Origin of the sequence: Streptomyces sp. NPDC088350, from assembly GCF_044753545.1 — a bacterium.
Lineage (GTDB): Bacteria > Actinomycetota > Actinomycetes > Streptomycetales > Streptomycetaceae > Streptomyces.
The window spans coordinates 171,989-193,838 of the sequence record NZ_JBIVNL010000003.1 but is presented as its reverse complement, the minus strand read 5'-3'; the positions used below and the strand labels follow the sequence as shown (position 1 = coordinate 193,838).

The 21,850-nt window shown below is 72.2% G+C and carries 21 protein-coding genes and 2 pseudogenes; 13 read left to right on the top strand and 10 right to left on the bottom strand.

Features of this window, described 5'->3' with window-relative positions:
• The first annotated feature begins 69 nt into the window (after positions 1–69).
• A complete protein-coding gene (locus ACIQBL_RS10770) occupies positions 70–681 on the top strand; it encodes an FxLYD domain-containing protein (protein ID WP_401939310.1) in 612 nt (203 codons plus the stop codon).
• Positions 682–693: 12 nt separating this feature from the next.
• On the opposite strand, the gene ACIQBL_RS10765 is transcribed toward ACIQBL_RS10770, so the two are convergent.
• Positions 694–2,847 carry a hypothetical protein gene (locus tag ACIQBL_RS10765; protein WP_401939307.1) on the bottom strand — a complete coding sequence of 718 codons (2,154 nt, stop codon included), beginning with the start codon at positions 2,845–2,847 and terminating at the stop codon, positions 694–696.
• Positions 2,848–2,949: 102 nt separating this feature from the next.
• Here ACIQBL_RS10765 and ACIQBL_RS10760 point away from each other — a divergent pair, with 102 nt between their 5' ends.
• Positions 2,950–3,780: a pentapeptide repeat-containing protein gene (locus ACIQBL_RS10760; RefSeq protein ID WP_401939306.1), complete on the top strand. Its 831-nt coding sequence runs from the start codon at positions 2,950–2,952 to the stop codon at positions 3,778–3,780.
• Here ACIQBL_RS10760 and ACIQBL_RS10755 read toward each other — a convergent pair.
• Positions 3,742–5,265 carry a cytochrome P450 gene (locus ACIQBL_RS10755; RefSeq protein ID WP_401939303.1) on the bottom strand — a complete coding sequence of 508 codons (1,524 nt, stop codon included), beginning with the start codon at positions 5,263–5,265 and terminating at the stop codon, positions 3,742–3,744. The two genes, ACIQBL_RS10760 and ACIQBL_RS10755, sit on opposite strands and share 39 nt — an antisense overlap.
• A gap of 108 nt (positions 5,266–5,373) precedes the next feature.
• Here ACIQBL_RS10755 and ACIQBL_RS10750 point away from each other — a divergent pair, with 108 nt between their 5' ends.
• Together ACIQBL_RS10750 and ACIQBL_RS10745 are read left to right on the top strand one after the other, a co-directional pair.
• Positions 5,374–5,982: a TetR/AcrR family transcriptional regulator gene (locus tag ACIQBL_RS10750; protein WP_401939301.1), complete on the top strand. Its 609-nt coding sequence runs from the start codon at positions 5,374–5,376 to the stop codon at positions 5,980–5,982.
• Positions 5,983–6,081: 99 nt separating this feature from the next.
• Positions 6,082–6,807 carry a DUF2470 domain-containing protein gene (locus tag ACIQBL_RS10745; RefSeq protein ID WP_401939298.1) on the top strand — a complete coding sequence of 242 codons (726 nt, stop codon included), beginning with the start codon at positions 6,082–6,084 and terminating at the stop codon, positions 6,805–6,807.
• Here the strand turns inward: ACIQBL_RS10745 and ACIQBL_RS10740 are convergent.
• From ACIQBL_RS10740 to ACIQBL_RS10730, 3 genes are all read right to left on the bottom strand, one after another.
• A complete protein-coding gene (locus tag ACIQBL_RS10740; protein ID WP_401939296.1) occupies positions 6,775–7,992 on the bottom strand; it encodes a lactonase family protein in 1,218 nt (405 codons plus the stop codon). The two genes, ACIQBL_RS10745 and ACIQBL_RS10740, sit on opposite strands and share 33 nt — an antisense overlap.
• 121 nt (positions 7,993–8,113) lie before the next feature.
• Positions 8,114–9,148, bottom strand: a complete 1,035-nt coding sequence (locus tag ACIQBL_RS10735; protein WP_401939294.1) for a hypothetical protein — start codon at positions 9,146–9,148, stop codon at positions 8,114–8,116.
• 90 nt (positions 9,149–9,238) lie between these two features.
• On the bottom strand, positions 9,239–10,492 hold the full coding sequence (locus ACIQBL_RS10730) for an aromatic acid exporter family protein (protein WP_401939291.1): 1,254 nt from the start codon (positions 10,490–10,492) through the stop codon (positions 9,239–9,241).
• A 114-nt stretch (positions 10,493–10,606) separates the two neighbouring features.
• Here ACIQBL_RS10730 and ACIQBL_RS10725 point away from each other — a divergent pair, with 114 nt between their 5' ends.
• Positions 10,607–11,200, top strand: coding sequence for a TIGR03086 family metal-binding protein (locus ACIQBL_RS10725; protein WP_401939289.1), 594 nt, complete (start codon positions 10,607–10,609; stop codon positions 11,198–11,200).
• A 33-nt stretch (positions 11,201–11,233) separates the two neighbouring features.
• Here ACIQBL_RS10725 and ACIQBL_RS10720 read toward each other — a convergent pair whose 3' ends face one another.
• Positions 11,234–11,800 carry a CGNR zinc finger domain-containing protein gene (locus tag ACIQBL_RS10720; protein WP_401939287.1) on the bottom strand — a complete coding sequence of 189 codons (567 nt, stop codon included), beginning with the start codon at positions 11,798–11,800 and terminating at the stop codon, positions 11,234–11,236.
• A gap of 161 nt (positions 11,801–11,961) precedes the next feature.
• Between ACIQBL_RS10720 and ACIQBL_RS10715 the strand changes: the two genes are divergently transcribed.
• Complete coding sequence (locus ACIQBL_RS10715) at positions 11,962–12,963, top strand: zinc-binding alcohol dehydrogenase family protein (RefSeq protein WP_401939284.1); 1,002 nt, start codon at positions 11,962–11,964, stop codon at positions 12,961–12,963.
• Positions 12,964–12,965: 2 nt separating this feature from the next.
• Here the strand turns inward: ACIQBL_RS10715 and ACIQBL_RS10710 are convergent, their stop codons facing one another.
• Complete coding sequence (locus ACIQBL_RS10710; RefSeq protein ID WP_401939282.1) at positions 12,966–13,460, bottom strand: FBP domain-containing protein; 495 nt, start codon at positions 13,458–13,460, stop codon at positions 12,966–12,968.
• An 86-nt stretch (positions 13,461–13,546) separates the two neighbouring features.
• Here ACIQBL_RS10710 and ACIQBL_RS10705 point away from each other — a divergent pair, with 86 nt between their 5' ends.
• Entirely contained in the window at positions 13,547–14,500 is a 954-nt protein-coding gene (locus tag ACIQBL_RS10705; RefSeq protein WP_401939279.1) for a DUF3626 domain-containing protein, read from the top strand.
• On the opposite strand, the pseudogene ACIQBL_RS10700 reads toward ACIQBL_RS10705, so the two are convergent.
• Positions 14,434–14,939: pseudogene (locus tag ACIQBL_RS10700) on the bottom strand (helix-turn-helix transcriptional regulator); the annotation flags it as partial. The gene ACIQBL_RS10705 and the pseudogene ACIQBL_RS10700 overlap by 67 nt on opposite strands.
• Between ACIQBL_RS10700 and ACIQBL_RS10695 the strand changes: the two are divergent.
• From ACIQBL_RS10695 to ACIQBL_RS10675, 5 genes and pseudogenes are all read left to right on the top strand, one after another.
• Positions 14,885–15,322 (top strand): annotated as a pseudogene (locus tag ACIQBL_RS10695) (reductase); the annotation flags it as partial. The pseudogenes ACIQBL_RS10700 and ACIQBL_RS10695 sit on opposite strands and share 55 nt — an antisense overlap.
• Positions 15,323–15,346: 24 nt before the next feature.
• Positions 15,347–16,312: a phosphotransferase family protein gene (locus ACIQBL_RS10690; protein ID WP_401939276.1), complete on the top strand. Its 966-nt coding sequence runs from the start codon at positions 15,347–15,349 to the stop codon at positions 16,310–16,312.
• A gap of 66 nt (positions 16,313–16,378) precedes the next feature.
• Positions 16,379–17,668 (top strand): ROK family protein, encoded by a 1,290-nt coding sequence (locus ACIQBL_RS10685; protein WP_401939275.1) that lies wholly within the window; start codon positions 16,379–16,381, stop codon positions 17,666–17,668.
• Between the two features lie 95 nt (positions 17,669–17,763).
• A complete protein-coding gene (locus ACIQBL_RS10680) occupies positions 17,764–18,591 on the top strand; it encodes an alpha/beta fold hydrolase (RefSeq protein WP_401939272.1) in 828 nt (275 codons plus the stop codon).
• A 7-nt stretch (positions 18,592–18,598) separates the two neighbouring features.
• The gene (locus ACIQBL_RS10675) at positions 18,599–19,258 is read left to right on the top strand and encodes a M15 family metallopeptidase (RefSeq protein ID WP_401939270.1); all 660 of its coding nucleotides are present in this window, start codon (positions 18,599–18,601) and stop codon (positions 19,256–19,258) included.
• A 14-nt stretch (positions 19,259–19,272) separates the two neighbouring features.
• Here ACIQBL_RS10675 and ACIQBL_RS10670 read toward each other — a convergent pair whose 3' ends face one another.
• Entirely contained in the window at positions 19,273–20,235 is a 963-nt protein-coding gene (locus ACIQBL_RS10670; RefSeq protein ID WP_401939267.1) for an SDR family NAD(P)-dependent oxidoreductase, read from the bottom strand.
• Between the two features lie 264 nt (positions 20,236–20,499).
• Entirely contained in the window at positions 20,500–21,522 is a 1,023-nt protein-coding gene (locus ACIQBL_RS10665) for a PHP domain-containing protein (RefSeq protein WP_401939266.1), read from the bottom strand.
• An 80-nt stretch (positions 21,523–21,602) separates the two neighbouring features.
• Between ACIQBL_RS10665 and ACIQBL_RS10660 the strand changes: the two genes are divergently transcribed.
• Positions 21,603–21,839, top strand: coding sequence for a hypothetical protein (locus ACIQBL_RS10660; protein ID WP_401939263.1), 237 nt, complete (start codon positions 21,603–21,605; stop codon positions 21,837–21,839).
• The last annotated feature ends 11 nt before the right edge of the window (positions 21,840–21,850 follow it).

The window sequence follows — 21,850 nt, the reverse complement described above, 5'->3', positions numbered from 1 at the left end:
CGGCGGCGACGGGATGTGACAGCGGCGACGAGATGTGACATCGGAATTTCCGTCATAAGGTGCATTTCGATGAATACCACCTCACTCCGCCGGGCCCGCCCGGCCGCCCTGGTCCTCGCCGTCGTCGCGGCGAGCACGGTCGCGCTGGTCTCCTGCGGCGACGACAACAACAGCTCCGGCAGCAGCTCGCAGACCGCGACCCCGGACAAGGCCTCCTTCTCGGGGATGACCCCGTCGGCCCTGAAGTCGGCGGCCTCCTCGGCGATCGCGTCGGCCCGCGCCCAGGCCTCCGCCGCCGCGTCCTCCGCCTCTGCCGCGGCCTCCTCCTTCGAGGCCTCCGTGTCGGCCGAGGTGGCCCGCGCGAGCAAGGACGCCCAGAACCGACTCAAGGACGTCAAGGGCCAGGGCAACGCGATGTCCGACGTCGCCATGACCGGCAAACCGCGCGCCCAGACCGGCGGACTGCTCGCCGTCGTCGTCACCATCACCAACAAGACCGACAAGAAGGCGTCCTACGCCGTCCAGGTCGACTTCCTCGACTCCTCGGGGAAGGTGGTGGAGACCCGCTACGTCGGCGCCGAGAACCTCGCACCCGGCGCGAAGGCCCAGCCGGTCGCCATCAGCACCAAGCCGCCGGAGCCGGTGCTGACCCCCAAGTTGGCCAAGGCGCAACGCTATTGAGCAACAGGCGGGTCAACGCTCGGAGTTGAGCGCGTCCACGGCTGCTCCCGCGTCCCCGATCGTCGTGTAGTCGACGGCGACGAAGTTCACCGGCCGACCGCGTTCCCGCTCGCAGCGGTGGACGCGGTCGAGCACGTACCGGCGGGAGTTGACCTTGCCCGCGTCCAGACGGCTGCCGCCGTCGATGGTGATGAAGTGGTTGAGCAGGAACAGACGTTTGCCGCTGCCACCGCGATGCGGTACGCAACTCATCGCGTCCGGCGTACGGAACGCGAACGGGGTCTCCATCCCGTAGTCGTAGAAGTTCCGGTACCAGGGCGCAGGGCCGTCGGCCTTCTCGGCGAAGACGACGAGCCGACGCCCGCTGTCGATCATGTCGCCCAGGGTCGGCCACGGCTTCGCGGGATCGGGGTCGGGGGTGTGGACCAGGTCGGTCAACCCGGCCTGCGCGAAGGCCTGTTCGGTGTCCTCGCCGCTGATCGCGTCCTGCACGATCAGCGTGACGACCTCGGACGGATGGGCCCGCATCCAGTCCCCGATCTCGCGCAGCGCGGGCACCAGGGCGATCGCCCCCGCCCGGCACACGGAGTGGCACAGCCACAGCCCCTCGCGCGGCGGGTTGACCTTGTTGACGGCCGCGGCGACGAACTTCCGCTGTTCCGGGGTGAAGTCGGACTCGGCGAGCCGCGCGGCGATCTCGTCCGGCCGCTCCCACCGATAGGTGTCGATCTGCAGGGCACGCACCCCGTCGTCCAACTGGGCGGAGATTCCCGGGTCTTGGAGCGGGCCGATGAACCGGTCGACGGTCGTCGACATCGCGTTGTGCGAGGTGAGGTAGGCGACCTCGTCGTAGGAGCGGTCGCACAGTTCCGCACTGCCCTCGCAGGTGCGGGACGCGACGGGCGTGACGGCGTACGGCACCAGCAGGACGCCGGCGACGGCGGCGCCGCCCGTGGCCAGGGCCAGCCACCGGAGGCGCGGCAGCGCCGGGACGTGCGGCCGGACCTGGAGGGCCCAGCCCACGCCGGTCAGGAGGGCACCGGCCAGCACGGGCACCAGGGCGGTCGTCAGGGCGGTGGCCGTGAGCCGGTCCAGGGCCGTGCGCTGCACATCGTCGACCAGCCGGGCCAGGCTCGGCGGCCAGGAACCCGGCGGATCGATCACCCGCCCGCCGCTGGCCAGCCGGAACAGAACGGCGACGAGCCCGGCCAGCACCCCGCCGGCCGCGAGCGACCAGCCGAGGGGGAGGAGTCGGCGGCCGGGAGGTGCCGAGCCGCCGCCGCCCCACAGCACCACCAGCGCGACCACGAGAAGCGCCGAGGCGAGGGCCTCCGCGAGGCCCAGGCCGACGGCGGTATAGGTGCGGGCGCGGTGCAGGGGAGCCAGGTCGTTGCCGGACGCGGCGAGTGTGTTCGTGAGATTCCAGGTGCCGCCGCCGACCGTAGCCCGCAGCTGAGCGGCGGCCGTACGGGTCCGGTCCGACACGACGGCGGGGGCGACGGTCGCGACGTCCCCGTCCCGCAGCGCCGCCTCGACGGCCGGACGCAGGGCGTCCCGTTCCGCGACGGGCAGGCCGCTCACCAGTGTCCCGGCCGCCTGGCCCGCCTGCGCCTCGGTCAGCGGAAGAGCGGGCAGCCCGCCGGGCACGTGTCCCGCGACGACGGCACCCAGGGCGGCGGACAGATCGGCCGAGAAGCGCGCGAAGTCGGGCTCGGGCCGGTCCTGGACGGAGGCGACGAGATCGCCGAAGTAGATCTGGGCGAGGTCGTTGAGGTTGGCCAGCACCGGCCGCAGATCGACCGTGAGGTTCAGCGAGTCGCGCGTGCCGCCCAGGTAACCCACCACGGCGTCGATCTGCTGCTGGGTGAGATCCCGGACGGTCTCCGGGGGCAGCACCAGCTTCAGGTTGGAGGTGACCTGGGCCTCCGGCACGGGCAGCCGGGCCAGCAGCCCCCGGGTGACCGCGGCCGTCTTCGGATCGACCAGTACCTGGTTGTAGAGGCGGTCGTAGGCCTTCTGCTCGTCCAGCACGGACCGGTAGAAACCCGGTGAGACCACGGTGGAACGGGCCGTGGCGGCGATGCTGAGGACGGCGGTGGCGAGGACGGCCAGGACCAGGGCCGCGATGCGCGGCAGCCTGCGGGACGCGACACCGACCGGGTCCATGACTCACCATCGTCGTCCCGCCCCACCCGCCCCGCAAACGGACACGGGACGCGGAAGCCGGCTGGGGCACCTCGACGTGACCGGGTCAGTACGCTGAACGGCATGGAAGATCACATAGCGGCCCCGGCCGACCTGCGCGGCGACTGCGAGCGGTGTTTCGGGCTGTGCTGTGTGGCGCTGCCGTTCACCGCCGCGACGGACTTCGCGATCGACAAGGCCGCGGGGACCCCGTGTCCGAACCTCCAGAGTGATCACCGTTGCGGAATCCACACGAAGCTCCGGCCGAAGGGGTTCACCGGCTGCACGGTCTACGACTGCTTCGGGGCCGGGCAGAAGGTCTCGCAGCTCACCTTCGCCGGCCAGGACTGGCGTACCGTCCCGCGCGCGGAGTCGCGTCGGATGTTCGACGTGTTCCCCGTCGTACGACAGCTTCACGAACTGCTGTGGTACCTGACCGAGGCGCTCACCCTTCCCGCGGCCGAGTCGATCCACGGCGAGTTGCGTCGTGCGCTGGAGACGACCGACGCGCTCACGCGCGGAACGCCCGACGAGTTGGGCGTGTTGGACGTGGGCGCGCATCGGCAGGAGGTCAACGTGCTGCTGCTGCGGACCAGTGAGCTGATGCGGGCCGGGGCGAAGGGGAAGAAGAAGGACCGGCGCGGCGCCGATCTCATGGGTGCCCGGCTCAAGGGCGCCGATCTGAGCCGGGCCGATCTGCGCGGTGCCTGTCTCATCGCCGCCGATCTCACCGGGGCCGACCTGCGCGGTGCGGATCTGATCGGCGCCGATCTGCGGGGCGCCGATCTCACGGACGCCGATCTGACCGGCGCGTTCTTCCTCACCCAGCCGCAGGTCAACTCGGCTCGGGGGAGTGCCGGGACGAGACTGCCGGGGTCAGTCGTCCGCCCCGTGCACTGGACAGCGGGCCTCTGAGGGGTGGCCGTCGTCCGGGTCCGTGGCCATCGGACGGGATGCCGTGCGCCGGTCCAGGTGCAGCCGCAGCCCCTCCGGCATCAGTGTCAGGCGCTCGGTCACGCGCAGTCGGTACGCGGGGTCGGGGCGCAGCTCGTAGCGGCGCAGCAGCAGGCCCAGGACCAGGGTCGCCTCGTGCAGGGCGAACTGGCGGCCGATGCATGCCCGTGCCCCCGTTCCGAACGGCTTGAAGGTGTGCGGGGCGCGGGAGCGTACGGCCTTGGCGTCGAAGCGGTCCGGGTCGAACCGTTCCGCGTCCGCGCCCCACACCTCGGGGTCGCTGTGCAGCATCGGCGTCAGGATCAGCGCCCAGGCGCCCCGCCGCATCGGGTGGACCCCGGCCAGTTCGGTGTCCCGGGTGGCCTCGCGGGCGTACGCGGGGGCTGTCGGCCACAGCCGTAGCGACTCGTCGAGCACCCGGCGGACATAGCGCAGCTTGGCGACCTGGTCGTAGCCCGGGACCTCCGTGTCGCCCCAGACGCGGTCGACCTCGGCGCGGGCGCGGGCCGCGATGTCCGGGTGGCGGGCGAGGTAGTGCAGGGCGAAGGACAGGGAACCCGAGGTCGTCTCGTGGCCGGCGACCAGGAAGGTGATGACCTGGCGGCGGACGTTCTCCGGGGAGAGGCGCTCCCCGGTCTCCGGGTGGGTCGTCTCCAGCATCCGGTCGAGCAGGTCGCCGTCGCCGCTCGCGCTGCGGCGGGTCTGCACGAGGTCGTCGACCGTGCGGTTGAGGTAGGCGATGTCGGCCTCGTTGCGGCGGGTCGCGGTGCGCAGGAGGAGCGGGGCCAGCGGCGCGGGCACGGAGTTGAGACGCTGCGCGTAGCCGAGCGTGCCCACCATCGACGTCACGAAGGGGTGCGGGCGGTCGCGTTCGAAGGAGCCGAAGTCGTGGCCGAAGCCGGTGCGCGCGATCGTCTCCAGGGTCAGCTTGGTCATGTCACCGGGCACGTCCACCGACCGTCCGGCGGTCAGTTCCCGGTCCCAGTGGTCGGTCAGCCGTTCGGCCACGGCCAGCATCATCGGGTGGTAGCCCTCCATGGCCTCGCGGCTGAAGCCGGGGGCCAGGACATCGTGTGCCAGCTGCCAGTTGGGCTCGTGGTTGTACGCCGTGAACAGCCCGTCCCCGGCGACCGGCCGCAGATTCGCGACCCCGAGGCCCACGTGCTTGGCGAACCGCGACTCGTCCGCCATGTCGGCGACCAGGTCGGCGCCCCACACGAACACGAACTCCTTGCCGAAGGCCTTCCGGCGGAAGATCGGGCCGAGCTGCCGGGCGAAGCGGAGCGAATCCTGGAGGGGAGTGCGGCGGTCGGCGCCGATGACGTCCCCGAGGAACGGGACCCGGCGTGGGGGGCGCGGGATGCGGTCGAGGCGGGGCCAGCCCTGCTCGGCGTCCCGGAATCCCTTCGGCAGCGCGGTCGGCGTCGCCGTCGTCGTCTCCGCCATGACGCGATCTCCCTTGGTCCACCAGCAGGTCGAGCCTGTTGTACGTGGGTTCAATAGCGTGTCCAAGTCTGATCCCGTTGTTGAACCGACGTCAAGTAAAGTGCGGGAATGGCCGCGAACCAGGGTGAGCGCACGCGCCGCCGGCTCAGCACCGAGGAGCGCCGGGAGCAACTCCTCACGGTGGGCGCGCGGTTGTTCTCGGAGAGCCCCTACGACGACGTGTGGATCGAGCAGGTCGCCGAGATCGCCGGGGTCTCCCGCGGCCTGCTCTACCACTACTTCCCGACCAAGCGGGACTTCTTCGCGGCCGTCGTCGAGCGCGAGAGCGAGCGGATGCTGCGGATGACGGCGGCCGTGCCGGGCGTACCGGCCCGCGAGCAGCTCGCCGTCGCCCTCGACACGTATCTGGAGTACGTGCACACCCACGCGCACGGCTACCGCGCCTTCCACCGCGCCGACGCGGCAGGCGATCAGACCGTACGGCGGGTCTATCAGCGGGCGTTGGCGGCGCAGGAGCGGCAGATCCTCGCCGCGCTGGCGGCGGACCCCGAGTTCGGGCCGGCCCTGGGGGAGCGGGCCGATGTGAAGCTCGCGGTGCGCGGCTGGCTGGCCTTCACCACCGCCGTCTGTCTGGAGTGGCTGCGGGGCCCGGAGTTGAGCCGGGAGCAGGTGCGCGACCTGTGCGCGCGGGCGCTGTTGGGCGTCATCGCGCCCTGAACCCGCCCGGGACGACTTGGCGGAGAGATCGCGTGGCGTGGTTGGCGTGCGCCCCGATCTTCGGTAAGTTAGGCAAGGCTTACCTAAGGAGGTTCAGGGATGGGTGACAGCCAATCGTGGACGGCCGTGCCTGCCGCGGCCGAGCGGGCCCGCTCGGTGCTGGCCGCCGCATGGTCCTGCGCGGTGACCGCGGAGGGCGGTCGCGAGGAGTTCGTCGGCGCGCACAGCGTGGACGACGAGGGCCGGGTGCTCCTTCAAGTACCCGAGGACAGCGCCCTGTTGGCCGCCGCGATCTGCGCGCCGCGCGGAGAGCCGTCCGCGGTCCTGGAGTTCGCGGACGTCGCGCCCGTCCCCGTGCGCAACCGTATCCGGGCCCGCCTGTGGCTCGCCGGCTGGTTCGTCCCCGAAGACGGCCAACTCGCCTTCCGGGCAACGCGCGTGGTGCTGCGCCCGCCGTCCGGCGCGGTGGTCATCGACCTCGACGAGTTCGCCGCTGCCGAACCCGACCCGCTGGTCCTGGCCGAGGCCCAACTCCTCACCCACCTCGCCGACTGCCACTCCGACGCGGTCGAGCGGCTCACGCGGCTCGTCGAACCCGACAGCCTGCACGGCGCGGTCCGCGTCCAGCCCCTCGCCGTCGACCGGCACGGACTGACCCTGCGCATCGAACGCACCCGCACCCACGGCGACGTACGGCTGCCCTTCCACGCGCCCGCCGACTCCGTCGCCCACCTCACCGAGCGCATGCACGTGCTGCTCACCCAGGCCAGCGCCGCGGCCTGTCCGCGCCCCCTACAGCGGCAGCGCACAGACGGCGACCGGTGACGCGAACGGCTCGCCCGCGAGCCGCAGTCGGCCGCTCGTACCGTTCACGTGGAACACGCTCACCGTGCTCGACCTCTGGTTCGCGGCGAACAGCAGTGTCCCGTCCGGCGAGAACGCGATCTGCCGCGGGAAGTCACCGCTCACCGGCACGGTGTCGAGCAGTCTGAGCCGGGCGCCGTCCGCCTCGACGGCGTACCGCGCAAGGGAGTTGGCACCCCGATTGGCGAGATAGGCGTACGCGCCGTTCGACGTCACCAGGATCTGCGCCGGGTAGTTGGCGGTGCTGCCGGTGCTGCCGCTGGACTGCGGGTCGCCGATCCTCAGGCCGCCCGTGGCCGGGTCGTAGGCGCAGACCGCGACGGTGTCGCCTACCTCGTTGGCGAGGTAGGCGTACCGGCCGCCGGGGTGGAACGTGAGGTGGCGGGGGCCCGCGCCCGGCCGGGTGTGCCCCTGGGAGACCTCGGTGAGCGTGCCCTTCGTGGTGTCCAGGCGATAGGTGTAGACCGTGTCGGTGCCCAGGTCGACGGCGAGGACGTGGCCGCCGTCGGGGCTGGTGACGAACTGGTGCGCGTGCGGGCCGTCCTGGCCCGGACCTGGCTGCGGACTGGAGTGCTGGACCAGAGCGGTGCGCGCGCCGAGTGCGCCCGAGCTGTCGATCGGGTGCACGGCCACGCTGCCGGACGTGTAGTTGGCGCTCAGCAGCCAGCGTCCGGTGGGGTGCACGGACAGATGGCAGGGGCCCGCGCCGCCGGTGCTCCGCGTACCGAGGACTTTGCGGTCCGCCAGGCGTACGGCGGTCACCGCGCCGGCCGTCCGCTCGTCGACCGCGTACAGGGTGCGCCCGTCGGGGTGCGGGGCGAGGTACGACGGGTCGGCGACTCCGGTGAGCGTTCCGGCGCCGGTGATACGGCCGGTCGTCGGATCGTAGGTGGCCAGGCCGATGCCGGTGCCGCCGCCGTCGACCGAGGTGTAGGTGCCGAGGTAGAGGGGGCGGGGGCCGGCGGCGCTGCCGGTCGCGGGTGGTGCGGCGGACGCCGGTGCCTGGGCGGCCGTAGGAGCGGAGTCGGGGTCGGCCGGTGCCGGGGCCGGTGCGGGGACCGCGACCACCGCCGCGGTTCCCGCCAGGGCGCCGATGAGGCGGCGCCTGCTCCAGCCCTCGCGTGACGCGTCCGCATCACTGGTCATGGTCACACCCTCAGGTCGTCGCTCACCCCGGTCGTCACAGCAACCTTGGCGCGGAGGGGCTGTGGAGCGCAAGAACGGCAACGGGCGTTGCGGAGGGTGCAATGGGGGTGTGGTGTGTGGTTTACCAGTCGCCGTCCTCCACCGGCTTGCCCTGCGCGTCCTTGAGGGGCTGCACCTGGCCGGGCGCGGGCTGCTGCCAGGGCTCGTGGTCGTCGCCCAGCCAGTCGCCGACCGGCTTCACCGCTTCCAGAGCGTCGGTGGGGGCGAGGTCCTCGGCGTCCTGGTCGTAGTAGTCGAACCAGGGGAGCCCCGCCCGGGTGTACGCGGCGCGGTCCACCGGTGACGGCGGCGGCTCCTCGCCGGTGATGCGGCGCCACTCCGGAGGCGTCACGAGGTGCACGAAGACCCGGCCGGCGGGTTCCTCGGCCCAGGCGTTCAGCGGGCGGTCGTCCTCGTAGACCTCCTGGCGCATCGAACCGCCGACGCCGAGCCCCATTTTGGGAGAGGCCGCCGGACCGCTGCGCATGGGGGCGGTCTGCGCGGCCATCGGCATGGCGGGCATGCCGAAGCCCCCGCCCGGCATCGTGATCGCGCGCGCCCGCTCCGACCGACGGCGCTCGTCCTCGCGCCATTTGGCCAACTCCCGCTCGGTGAGCGGGAAGGACTGCAGTTGTACGCCGCCCCACACCTCCTCGCCCGTGACCTGGCCCTCGACGGTCGCGCCGAGACCGAGCGGGACCGCGACGAACTGACGGACCGTCCCCTTGCCGGAGTTGATGCCGTCGAGCCACGGCTGGCGGGGCAGCACCACATAGTTCTGCGGGTCGCGGGAGAGCCGGTCGCTCCACGGTTTGCCCGAGACCGCGCACACCTTGCCCACCCCGACCTGCAGGGCGGCCGGCTCCCGCGTGTCCCCGAAGCTCAGCCACATCGCCTCGCGCAGATACACCGGCAGCATCACCCCGCCCCGCGCCCGCCACTGTGCGGGCACCGTGTCCGGGAAGTCCGCGACCCGCCGGACCGGGAACTCGCCGAGCCCCGGTGGCAACGGATGGGTGCCCGTCTCGGGAAGTCGCAGGGTGCGGATGAACCGCACCGCAGCCCCACCGGGAAGCCGCAGAGTGTTCCCGTCGATCCGTACGCCGCTGTCGGTCATGTGTCCGCCCCCATGGTTCCACTGTGCCGTGGGGGACGGCCCGCCCCCCTCGCCGTGCTGCCGAAGGCGCCCCGCCCCCAGGTGACTCCGTCACCTAGAACGATCGGTGCCCGTGCCCCGGTTCCTGCGCAGCCGATCCGGCACACCCACCCGCTCCCGCAGCCAGGCCAGCCACGGCATGCGCTCCCGCTGCTCGCGGCTGACGCGGTCCAGCTCCTCCAGGAGACGGCGCGAGCGGTGCTCGGTGTCCAGCTCGTCCAGCAGGCGGTTGACCTCGGTCAGCATGGCGCCCAGCAGCTGCCACTGGGCGGCGTCGCGCTGGACGTCCGCCAGGAGCAGCTGGGCCAGCTTGTCGCGGGTCGCGGCGGCCGTGTGCAGCTCGGCGGTGAGCCGCGACTCCGCGGACTCGGCGCTCACCGTCACGTCGGTGGTCACCAGCACCGCGAAACTGACCACGGCGTCACCGATCTCGGACAGCAACTGCTCCACGGCGGCGCCCGTCGGCGTCGCGAACAGCGGCTCGGGGTCGCGCTGTTTCGCCAGGTCGGTGAAGGTGCGCGCGAGGACACGCAGGACGACCGTGCAGATCTCCAGCGTGTCCAGACCGGTCCGCAGCACGACCCGGTGCAGCAGCCCCTCCCGTACGCGCGGATTGAGCCGCAGGCTGTCCTCCGCCTGTCGGAGTGCCGCGTCCACCTCGACGATGTCGTGGTCGAGCCGGCGCGCCTCGTGCAGCCGCGCGGTGGCGTGGTCGACGGGGGTGCGGCCCGCCGCCTCCTCGCCCATGCGCCGCATCAGCCGCCGCAGCCGACGGGCCAGTCCCTCGATCGACTCGCCGGCCTCGTCCACCCACACAGGGGGAGCCAGCAGCAGATTGCAGGCCAGCCCGACGACCGCGCCGATCAGGGTCTCCACCACCCGTGCCCAGGCGGTGTTCCCGACCGTGGTGACCCCGAGGACCAGCATCGCGCTGATCGCCACCTCGGGCACGTACTCGTCGACCTTCACCAGCCGCCCGACGACCAGCGCGGCCACGATCAGCAGGGCCAGGCTCCACCAGGTCAGCCCGACCAGCAGGCTGAAGGCGATGGCGACGAGGACGCCCGCGACCACGGCGTTCACCCGGCGGATGCCGTTGGTGAGGGTGGCGTAGAGGGTGACCTGGACGACGAGCAGCGCGGTCAGGGGAGCGGTCAGCGGCGCGGGCTCGGGGCTCAGTCGCAGCGCGACGACGTACGCGACCGTCGCAGCGGTCGCCGACCGCAGCGTCTGCACGACCACCGGGTCCCGGTGCCGCCCCACGAACCGCACCAGCGGCGCCGTCCACTCACGGACATCTCGCATCCTTGGCCCATTCCCTCTCACGGGTGCGCTGAACGTAGTCATTGAGGACCGTAGTTGTCCGCATGACCTCCTAGATTGTCATCACCGCACGGAGTAATCGGGAGGGGAACGTTCATGGCGAACAACCAGGGCATCGAGGTGCTGGCCCGCTCGCACGACTGTCTGCGCGAGGTGGTCGCCGCCGTGCCCGACACGGCCTGGGCGGCACCGACGCCGTGCACCGAGTGGACGGTACGCCAGGTCCTCAACCACGCGCGCGTCGACCAGCAGGCCTACGGCCTCGTCCTCACCGGCGACCGGCCCGACTCCGACCCCTTCCACCCCGCGGACACCCTGGACGGGGACCCGGTCGCCGCACTCGACAAGGTGCTCCGCGCGGTGGCGGACCGCTATGCCCAACTGCCCGCCGACGCCGACCGGGTGCCCACACCGCTGGGCCCGATGCCCCTCCCGTTCGCCGCGGCGACGGCCGCCATGGACGCGGCCGTACACGCCTGGGACATCGCGGCGGCCACCGGCCAAAGCCGGCCACTGCCGACAGACTTGGCCGAGGGCATCTGGCCGGCCGCGGACCGGCTCGTCGATCAACTCCGGGACTCGTACCGGGTGTTCGCGCCCGCGGTGGAGGTCAGGGACGGGTACGACCGGGCCGAGGAGCTCCTCGCCTTCCTCGGCCGCGATCCGCACTGGACGCCCGCCGGATCCTGAGGGAAGCCCCGGCCGAGGGCCACTGCTCCACCTTCACGACGTGGAGGCGGCCCGACCGCGCGACCGATAGCCCGCGATCTTCGCGAGGTTGCCGCAGCGGTCCATGGAGCACCAACGGCGGCGCCGGGCCTGGGAGTCGTCCAGGAACAGCAGCGAACACTCCGGGTTCTCGCACTCCTTGACCCGCTCCAGCAGCGGACTGCCCACCAGCAGAACGGCGTCCCGGGCCACCGTCGCCAGCGCCGCGCGGGCCGGATGCGCCGACTTCCAGCGGTGTTCGCCCAGTTGGGGGGCGAGGTCCGGGCGCGCGGCGACCTCGTTGACCCGCTCGATGTCGGCCGCCGCCGGTTCCCGGCCGGCCGTCGCGTCGCGTACGACACGGTAGAGCGCCTCGCGCAGCGTGCGCGCGTCCGTCAGCTCGCGGGCCGTGACCCGCGCCGGCTCGGTGCCCGTCGACAGCTCCGCTTCCGTGATCCAGGTCGCCAGGGCCGATGGATCGGGGAGCCGCTCGACGGGGGTGCCGTGCCGTTTGCCGAGGGTCGCCACGAAGTTCAGGCACGGGCGTCCGCCGATGAACGGGAAGGAGAGCGGGACGGTCATGGCGGCGAGCTTACCTCTCGTACACCGGTTCATGCGGTGTACGCGAGGGTGGCCCGTGGTGACTGGTGACCCTTGACACCGGTTCATCGGGTGTCGCATGGTGACACCAGTTCAACGGGTGTCGGCCAGCTGTAGTGGCCGCGACAGGGAGTGGGTGCGGTATGCGTGCGGTACGGATCGACGAGTTCGGCGGGCCCGAGGTGCTGGTGCCGGTCGAGGTGCCCGACCCGGTCGCGGGTCCCGGGCAGGTCCTGGTGCGGGTCGCGGCGGCCGGGGTGAACCGCGCGGACGCCCTGATCAGGTCCGGGAACTACCACCGGGCCGGGAAGCCGCCGCTGATCCCGGGAGTGGAAGGCGCCGGTACCGTCGCCGCGTTGGGGGAGGGCGTCACCGGATTCACGGTCGGGCAACGGGTCGTGGCCCTCGACGGTGTGAACTCGCCCGGTTTCTACGCCGAGTTGGCGGCCGTACCCGCCACCCAGGTCACCGCCCTGCCCGACGGAATCGACCTCGCGCACGCCGCCGCGCTGCCCGTCGCCTGGCTGTCGGCCTGGTACTGCCTCCGACGCCTCGCCCGGGTCACCAAGGAGGACACCGTCGTGGTGAAGGCCGCCGCGAGCGGGGTCGGCAGCGCGGCCGTGCAGATCGCGGCGGAGACCGGTGCCCGGGTCGTCGCCCTCGCCGGATCACCCGAAAAGGCCGCCTGGGCCGGGGAGTTCGGCGCGCACGTCACCCTCGATACCTCGGCGCACCCGGACGACGCGGAGGTCGACGAGGTGCTGCGGCTCACCGGCGGCCGGGGCGCCGACGTCGTCCTCGACACCGTCGGCGGCCGGGCCTTCGGGCGCAGCCTGCGCGAGATCGGACACGGCGGCCGGGTCGTCGCCCTCGCCAATGTCGCCCTGGAGCCCAGCACCGTCGACACCCGCGACTTCTACCCGAAGAACGCGTCCGTCCTCGGGTTCCAGCTCACCGACCTCCAGGTCCACGGCGGCTACGACCCCCGCCCCGACCTGCGGGAACTCGCCGAGCGGGTCGCCGCGGGCACGTACCGCGTGCCGATCGAGACCGTCGTACCCCTCGCGGAGGCGCGCGCCGCCCACGAACGGCTGGAGCGCCGGGACAACCGGGGCAAGATCGTGATCGCGGTGCCGGGGGACTGACGTCAGACGTACAGCTTGTCGAGGAAGGCGGTCAGATTGCCCACCGTCCGGTCGATCTGCTGCTCCACGGTCAGGCTCTCCTCGATGCGGATGCCCGACTCGGGGATCTTCCTGCCGCGCACGTAGAGGGAGCAGGCGAGGTCGGTGCACATGTACAGGCCGACCGAGTTGCCGTCGCGGCCCGCCGGGCCGGCCTTGCGCGCGGTCATCAGGGAGACACCGCCGCCCGAATGGGTCGTCACGCACAGCGAACACATGCTGCGGCGCAGAAAACCGCGCTGGGAGGACGGGAACCGCAGTGTGACCCCGACCAGCCCGTCCGCGCGCTCGGTGACCAGATAGCTGCGGTCCGGCGCCCCGGGATCCCGCCAGCCCAGGAAGTCCAGGTCGCCCCAGGGGCGGGTGTCGAGATCGCGGGGGACCGCCAGCCGCTTGGCCTCGCCCTTCGAGCAGTTGACAAATGAGTTGCGGATGTCGTGCTCGGTGAGTGATCTCATGGGGGACTCCTGGGACGGTGCCTGTGCCGAAACCTAGGGGGTCTAGGTTTTGGGTCAGGGTAGTGAGGCGAGCGGTGGAGGGGCCAATGGATTTCGGGGGCGTCAGCAGCTGCGGGAGTTTCGAGACCTTCGAGAGCTTTGGGGCACGACAGGCGCGGGCGCTGCGGCATGTGGCGGAGCGCTCCTCGGGCCCGGCCGTCGATCCAGGGCTGCGCATCACGCTGAACTTCCACCCCGACCGTACGGCGGCCGGCCGCCCGATCCTCGACGCGCTGGCCCAGGACGGCACATACCACTCGCAGTTCGTCACCGGTACCAGCAACGGCGGCCTCACCGCCCACCCCGGCGGCGACCGCTGGCGCTGGGAGAGCCGGATCTTCGCGGGTGCCTACGACGACGCGCCCGCACCCGAGCGACCGGTGTACGGGGCGTTGGACTTCCGGCGCCAAGTGGTCGGCGCGGCACCGCGGTTCGGCTCCTCGCACCTCCGGCTCGGCGCCGGGACACTCGCCCGTGCCACCTTCTGCTACCCCGACAGCGCGGCCGAACCGACCGACTTCGGTGTCGCCACCGGCATGTCCCTGATCGCGCTCGCCGAGGCCGACGAACAGGACGCCCTGAACGACTACATCGAGACACAGGTGCACGGCGGAGTCGTCCTCGCCCGGGACGCGGAAGCCCTCGTCCTGGACGCGAGCTACCGCGGCACCCCCGTCGAAACCGCCGCCCGCCGTCTGCCCTGCCCCGTCGAATGGCACCCCGGCTACCGGCTCACCGTGGCGGAACTGCGGCTGCACGCGGGCTATCGGGGCGAGGAGTACGCCGATCTCGGTGCCCTTCTCGCCGAGCGCGGTGTCATCGACCCACGGGTCATCGGCGACGCGGCCCGCACCGGGCGCTACGAACTCCAGGACCTGAAGATGGTCTGGCACACCCTTGCTCGCTTCGGGGCGCCGGAGGGAGCGGGGACGGCCTACACCGATTCGGCGACCGGGGCGGGTGTCGGCGGCCACACCCCGGGGAGCACTCCAAGTGCGTAGGCCCGGGCCACCAGTTCCGTACGGTTCGCCGCGTTCCACCGGGCCGACAGCCGCCGTAGGCGATAGGTCACGCCGTCCGGCGTGAGGCCGGTCTCGCGGGCCGCGTGGGTGGTGGTGGCACCGCCGGCGAGCAGGGCCAGGATGCGGCCCCCTCGATCGGTGTGACCTGCGCGGGGGTGTCCTCGCCGGGCCTGCCGTCGCGGGGTTCGCCCTCGGCCTGTACGCGCAGCATGACCAGCAACGTCGGTGTGTCCTCCACGGTGTCGCTGACCGGGCCGGCCGTAAGCTCCCCGTACCGCTCGACGCCGTCCGGGGCCCGCCACCGTACCGACACCTGGCAGCGCGACCGGTGCCGCAGCCGCAGTGCCTGCGCGATCCGCTCCACCTGTATCGACTCCTGCGGCTGCAACAGGTCGAGCACGTCCCGCCCTCGCCGCCGGCGCCGAACTCGCCCCGGCCCTCGGCTACTTCGGCCGCGACGCCCCCGACGCCGACTATCTCCACGCCGACGAACTCCGCGCCGCCGAGAACGCCGGAGCCGTCTCGCTCCGGCCGGCCTTCATTGCGGCGTCGGAGGGCGGAGCGACCTTCGTCCAGCACCGCGTCGCCCCCGAGGCCGACGAGGTGTGGGCCCTGCTGGACGCGGGCGCCCGGGTGTACGTCTGCGGCGACGGCTCGCGGCCGGCACCGGGCGTGCGGGAGGCGTTCCGTACCCTGTACCGGGACCGCGCGCCCGGCGTCGACGCCACGGCCGTCGAGCGGTGGCTCAACGCACTGATGGCGGACGGGCGTTACGTCGAGGACGTGTGCGCCCCCGGCTGACCGCAAGGGAGAGGTGGGCGCACGGTGACGGACTCCTCGGAGCGAGCCCGACAGGTACTCGGCGCGGCGGGCATCCCGCCCGGCGACCTCGCCCACCTCCGCCCCCTGGGCGGCGGCACCTACAACACCGTCGAGGAACTCACCCTCACCGACGGCACCCGCTACGTCCTGAAGACCGCGCCCACCGCCCCCGGCCTCGCACACGAGCGCCAACTCCTCCTCTCCGAGGCCGACTTCTACGGCGCCGCCGCCAAGGCCGGGGTGGCGGCGCCGCGCGTCGTGGTCCTCGAGGGCGACACCCTCCTGATGACGCTCTGTCCGGGCGAACCCTGGGACGACTCCCTCACGGACGCCGAAGTGACCGCCCTGCGCACGGAGTTGGGTCGTCGGCTCGCCCGCCTGCACGAGATCACCGGCCCCGGCTTCGGCTATCCCTCCGGCGCCCTCGGCCCGCTCGCCCCCGACTGGCGCACCGCGTTCACCACGCTGTACGACGCCGTCCTCGACGACACCCACCGCTACCGGGCCTGGCTTCCCGTCCCCGCCGACGACATCGCCCGTACGGCCCGCGCCGCCTACGACGCCCTGGACGAGGTCACCGTCCCCAGCGCCGTCCACTTCGACCTGTGGCAGGGCAACATCCTGGTCGACCGCACGACCGGAACGCCCCGCGTCGGCGGACTCATCGACGGCGAGCGCATGTTCTGGGGCGACCCCCTCGCCGACTTCGTCTCCCTGGCGCTGCTCGACGACATCAGGAAGGACGAGGCGTTCCTCGCGGGGTACCGGGAGGCGGGCGGGCGGGTCGAGTTCGACCGGTCGGCCCGCCTCCGGTACGCCCTGTACCGCAGCTACCTCTACCTGATCATGCTCGCGGAGACGGTGCCCAGGGCGTTCGGCGCGGAAGAGAACCGCTGGCGGCGGGAGCGGGTCGCCCCTGAGCTGCTCGCCGCCCTCGGAGAGATCGACGAGACGGCTTCCACCACGTAGTGTGCATTCCACCGCCCCTTAGTTCAGGGCGTGAATTAAGAGGGTGCGGGGTTCGGAGGGAGTCACATGGCGGGGCGGAACGGGCGCACGGTACGCGACCTCAGGCGGGCCAACCGCACGGCCGTACTGCAACGGCTGTACTTCGACGGACCCCTCAGCCGCTTCGAACTCGGCCCGGTCACCGGGCTCAGCTCCGGCTCGGTGAGCAACGTCGTCGCGGACCTCGTCGCCGACGGACTGGTCGAGGAGGCCGGCAGCGTCGACTCCGACGGGGGCCGCCCCCGCACGCTGCTGCGCGTCGCCCCGCACAGCGGCCACATGATCGGCGTCGACGTCGGCGAGACCCGCGTCCGCGTCGAGCTGTTCGACCTCACCCTCACCGAACTCGCCCGCGCCGAACGCCCGTTGGAGCAGCAGCGCTACGAGGTCGAGGTCATCGTCGGCCACATCCGCGACGGCATGGCCGAAGTCCTCGCCACCGCCGACATCGCACCCGAACAGCTCCTCGGCGTCGGCATCGGCGTCCCCGGCATCGTCGAACACACCCCGGACCACGGCGCCGTCGTCCACGGCCAGACGATCGGCTGGGACGCGGTCCCCCTCGAAGAGCTGCTCCGCTCCACCTCCCCACTCCCCGACGCCGTCCCGTACTTCATCGACAACGGCGCCAAGACCCTCGGCCAGGCCGAGATGTGGTTCGGCGGCGGTCGCGGCGCGCGCAACGCGATCGTCGTCCTCTTCGGCTCCGGCGTCGGCGCCTGTCTCGTCACCCCCGAGGTGGAGCACGGGCGGGCCGTGGAGTGGGGGCATCTGACCGTACGGGTCCGAGGCCGCCGCTGCCGCTGCGGAGCCCTCGGCTGCCTGGAGGCGTACGCGGGCGCCGAGTCGTTGCTCGACCGCTGGCGCGAGCAGGGCGGCCGTCCGCCCGAGGGCACCGACGAGGAGACCGCGATGACCGCGCTGCTGGTCGCCGCCTACCCGCCCGAGGGCACCGAGGCCGACCCCGTCGCGCTCGCCGTCCTGGAGGAGACCGCCGAATACCTCGGCGCCGGCCTCTCCGACCTGATCAACCTCTTCCAGCCCGAGCGCATCCTCATCGGCGGCTGGGCCGGACTCCAGCTCGGCTCCCGCTTCCTGCCCGCCGTGCGCCACCACGCCACCGCGTACGCGCTGCGCCACCCCGCCGGACGCGTCAGCATCGACCTGGGCCTGCTCGGCCCCGACGCGGTCACCGTCGGCGCCGCGATCCTCCCCCTCGCCGACTTCTTCGCCCGCGGCGGCCGTCGCGCCGAACCCGAACCGGAGGGCCCGCCGCCCGCCTGGCGCACGGCGCTGGAGGAACGCGCACCGCACTGAGGCATGACCTCGGAGGTAATCGACCCCTCCGCGGCTTCCCGGAACCATGAAGGGCGTACCCACTCGTCCCACCACCGGATTCCGGGAGGTTCCCCATGCCGTACTTCGCCAGCCCCGTGGACGCGGCCCGACTGCGCTACGTCGACTACGGTCCGGCCGACGGGCCGGTCCTGCTCTTCGTCAACAGCGCTTATCTGGGCGTCGAGATGTGGGAGTTCCAGATGCTGCCGCTGGCCGCGGAGGGCTACCGCTGCGTCGGCTTCGACCGGCGCGGGCACGGCAGGTCCGAGGACACGTGGAACGGGTTCGACCTGGACAGCCTCGCCGACGACCTGTACGGGCTCCTCGAACTCCTCGACCTGCGCGAGGTGACGCTGGTCGGCCACTCCATGGGGAGCGTGGAGATCGTGCGCTGTCTGACCCGGCACGGCGCCGGGCGGGTGGCCCGGATCGCCTTCGTCGGCGGCATCGCCCCGGGCGTGGTCCGCTCGCCCGACAACCCCGACGGCCTGGACCCTGACCTTGTACGCGGTGTCAACGAGGAGTGCCGGCGTGACCGGGCGGCGTTCTTCGCCGACGGAGTCGACGCCTTCTTCGCCGTCGACCGGCCCGGCAATGACGTCTCCGCGTCCTACCGGAAGTACGTCGTCGACCGGGCCCTGGTCTCCACCGCCCGCTCGACGGCCGCCGTCCAGGCGCTGATCGCGATCGTGGACGTCGCCCCCGAACTGCCCAAGATCGACCTGCCGGTCCTCGTCGTGCACGGCACCCACGACACCTCGGCCCCCCTGGAACTGACCGCCCGACGCGCGGCCCGCCTCGTGCCCGACGGCACCCTGAAGGTCTACGACGGCGCCGGGCACGGGCTGTTCGCCACCCACGCCGAGGAACTCAACGCGGATCTGCGCGAGTTCGCGGGATGATCACCCCATGAACGAGATCATCCTGATGTCCGACGCCCGGGTCGCCGCCATCCCCGTGGAGGAGTGCGGGGAACGACTCGTCGACGTGAGCGACGTACTGCTGGTCGACGACCACAAGAACAAGGACTCCGACAGCGGCGCCGAACTCCACCTGCGCCAGGGCGTGTTGGACCGGCTCCTCGAAGCGGAAGCCCTGCTGCCGGACGGCCTGCGCCTGCTCTTCGTCGAGGGATACCGGCCGCCGGTCCTCCAGCGCCGCTACTTCGAGGGCTACGGCGACCAGCTGCGCGCCGCCCACCCGGACTGGTCCGCCGACCGGATCCGGACCGCCGCCAGCCGCTATGTGTCCCCGCCCGAGATCGCCCCGCACACCGCGGGCGCGGCGGTGGACCTGACCCTCGCCGACACCCACGGGCGCGAACTCGACATGGGCACCCCGATGAACGCGAACCCGGAGCAGAGCGACGGGGCCTGTTACACCGACGCCGACAACATCACCGCCGAGGCCAGGGCCCACCGTGCCGTACTGGGCAAGGCGCTCGGTGCGGTGGGCCTGGTCAACTACCCGACGGAGTGGTGGCACTGGTCGTACGGGGACCGCTACTGGGCCCTCGCGACCGGCGCGCCCGCCGCCCTGTACGGGCCCGAGGACCTCGACCTCTCGTAAGGCTGTACCCGGAACTACCCGGCGAACGCATCCACACCGGTTAGATCGGCGGACAGCTTCCACAGCCGGGCGGCCTGCTCGGGATCCGTCGCCCAGGACTTGACGCCGATGCGCTCGCCGTCGGCGGGGGCGGGTTCGGCGACGTCGCAGTCCTCCAGGTAGACGCCGCCGAGGCCGTCCAGCTGGGGCGAGGTCGCGGCCCAGACCTGGGTGGCCGCGCCCTGCTCCGGGGTCTTGAAGATGTCCGGATGCAGCAGGTTGCCGTCCTCGTCGATCCAGCCGCGCTCCACCATCTCCCGCGTGGTCAGGTGGCGTTGGAGCGGCGTGAGGATGCCACCCGGGTGGAGCGCGAAGGCCCGTACGCCGTGGTCGGCGCCGAGCCTGTCGAGGTGGACGGCGAACAGGACGTTCGCGGTCTTCGCCTGCCCGTAGGCCTCCCACTTGTCGTACCCGTGGCTCCACTGGATGTCGTCCCAGCGGATCCCGGAGTTGTGATGGCCGCCCGAGGACACCGAGACCACCCGCGCGCCGCCCGGTGCGATCGCCGGCCACAGCCGGTTGACGAGGGCGAAGTGGCCGAGATGGTTGGTGGCGAACTGCGCCTCCCACCCGGGCCCGACCCGGGTCTCCGGACAAGCCATGATGCCGGCGCTGTCGATCACGAAGTCCACGGTGCGGCCGGAGGCGAGGAAGCGGTCGGCGAAGCCGCGCACGCTCTCCAGGTCGCCGAGGTCCAACTCGTCCAGCTCGACGCCGTCGAGTCCGGCCAAGGCCTCGCGCGCGGTGTCGGGACGGCGGGCGGGCACGACGACCCGGGCCCCCGCCTTGGTGAGCGCACGGGTGGTCTCCAGGCCGATACCCGAATAGCCGCCGGTGACGACGGCGAGCTTTCCGGCGAGGTCGATGCCTCTCAGGACGTCGTCGGCGGTGCTCTTCGCGCCGAATCCGGAACCGATCTTGTGCTGTGCAGTGGTCATACCGGAACGCTACGAATTGAAGTGCGCTCCAAGTCAAGGAGAAGCCCCGACCGCGACGGGGGAATCACGGCCGGGGCGGCCAGGTGGTGGGCACGGAAGGCGGTCGCCTCGCGGCGAAAGGCTCCACAGGGCTTCAGCCGAACGATCGTCCCTGTGGGCGGAGGTTGAGGCCCGGGGACACTGTTCCCTCCGCACCCACGGTCTGTTCAACGGGAAACTACCGGTGGGTGTTCCGGCGCGTGCCGCCGCACGCGGTGATGTGCGTCACTTGCCAGTGGTCCAGTCCAATAGTGCGTCCGCCGACCAGGTCGTCAGCACCCGTTCGGCGGGCACCCCGCACTCCTCCGCCCGCGCGCAGCCGTTGATCTGCCAGTCGAGCTGACCGGGCGCGTGCGCGTCGGTGTCGATCGAGAACAGCACCCCGGCGTCGACGGCCTTCCGCAGCAGCCGCCTCGGCGGGTCAAGGCGCTCCGGGCGGCTGTTGATCTCCACGGCCGTCCCCGACTCGGCGCACGCGGCGAACACCTCGTCCGCGTCGAACTCCGACTCCGGCCGCGCGGCACCCCCGTCCCGCCCGATGAGCAGCCTCCCGGTGCAGTGCCCGAGGACGTCCGCGTGCGGATTCCGTACGGCGGCCACCATCCGGCGGGTCATGGCGCGGGCCTCCATGCGCAGCTTGGAGTGCACGGAGACCACGACCACGTCGAGCCGCTCAAGCAGCTCCGGTTCCTGGTCCAGCGAGCCGTCGTCGAGGATGTCGCACTCGATGCCGGTGAGCAGCCGGAACGGCGCCCAGGTCTCGTTCAGCGCGGCGATCACCTCCAGCTGCTCGCGCAGCCGCTCCGGGGACAGCCCGCGGGCCACGGTCAGCCGGGGCGAGTGGTCGGTCAGCACCGCCCACTCGTGGCCGAGCCGGGTCGCCGTACGGCCCATCTCCTCGATCGGGCTGCCGCCGTCCGACCAGTCGGAGTGGAGGTGGCAGTCCCCGCGCAGCAGCGCCCGCAGCTTCTCGCCGCCGGGGCCGGACGGGACGGGGGCCTCTGCCTCCAGTTGCTCCAGATAGGCGGGAACCTGCCCGGACAGGGCCTCACGGGCCACCTGCGCGGTCTTCGGGCCGATGCCCTTGAGGGACTCCAGCGTCCCGGCGGCGACGCGCTCGGCGACCTCGCCCTCGGGAAGCGCCGCCAGGACCCCGGCCGCCGTACGGAAGGCGCGTACGCGGTAGGTCGGGGCCAGGGAGCGTTCCAGCAGGAAGGCGATCCGGTCCAGTGCCTGCACGGGATCCATCGGGCCTCCTCCCGCGAGCGGCCCCCGGCCGGGCACCTTGGACCACTCGCGACCGCGTGATGCGTTCTAGGCTCTATTGCATGACCGAAATCGCCAGCCCGCACATCTCGACCCCGCGGATCATGGTGCTCAAGGTGCAGCCCGGTACCCCGCCGTTCCGCATCGTGGAGATCGACGGGGAGATGGTCTGCGAGGCCCGGGGCATCACCGACGTCCTGGAGGTCGCGGCCGTGTGCGGCATCACGGTCCGCGACCTGGACGACCCGGACGTGGTCCGCTGGGTCGGCGGGGACAAACTCACCTGGTTGCCGCACTAGCCCTTACGGAG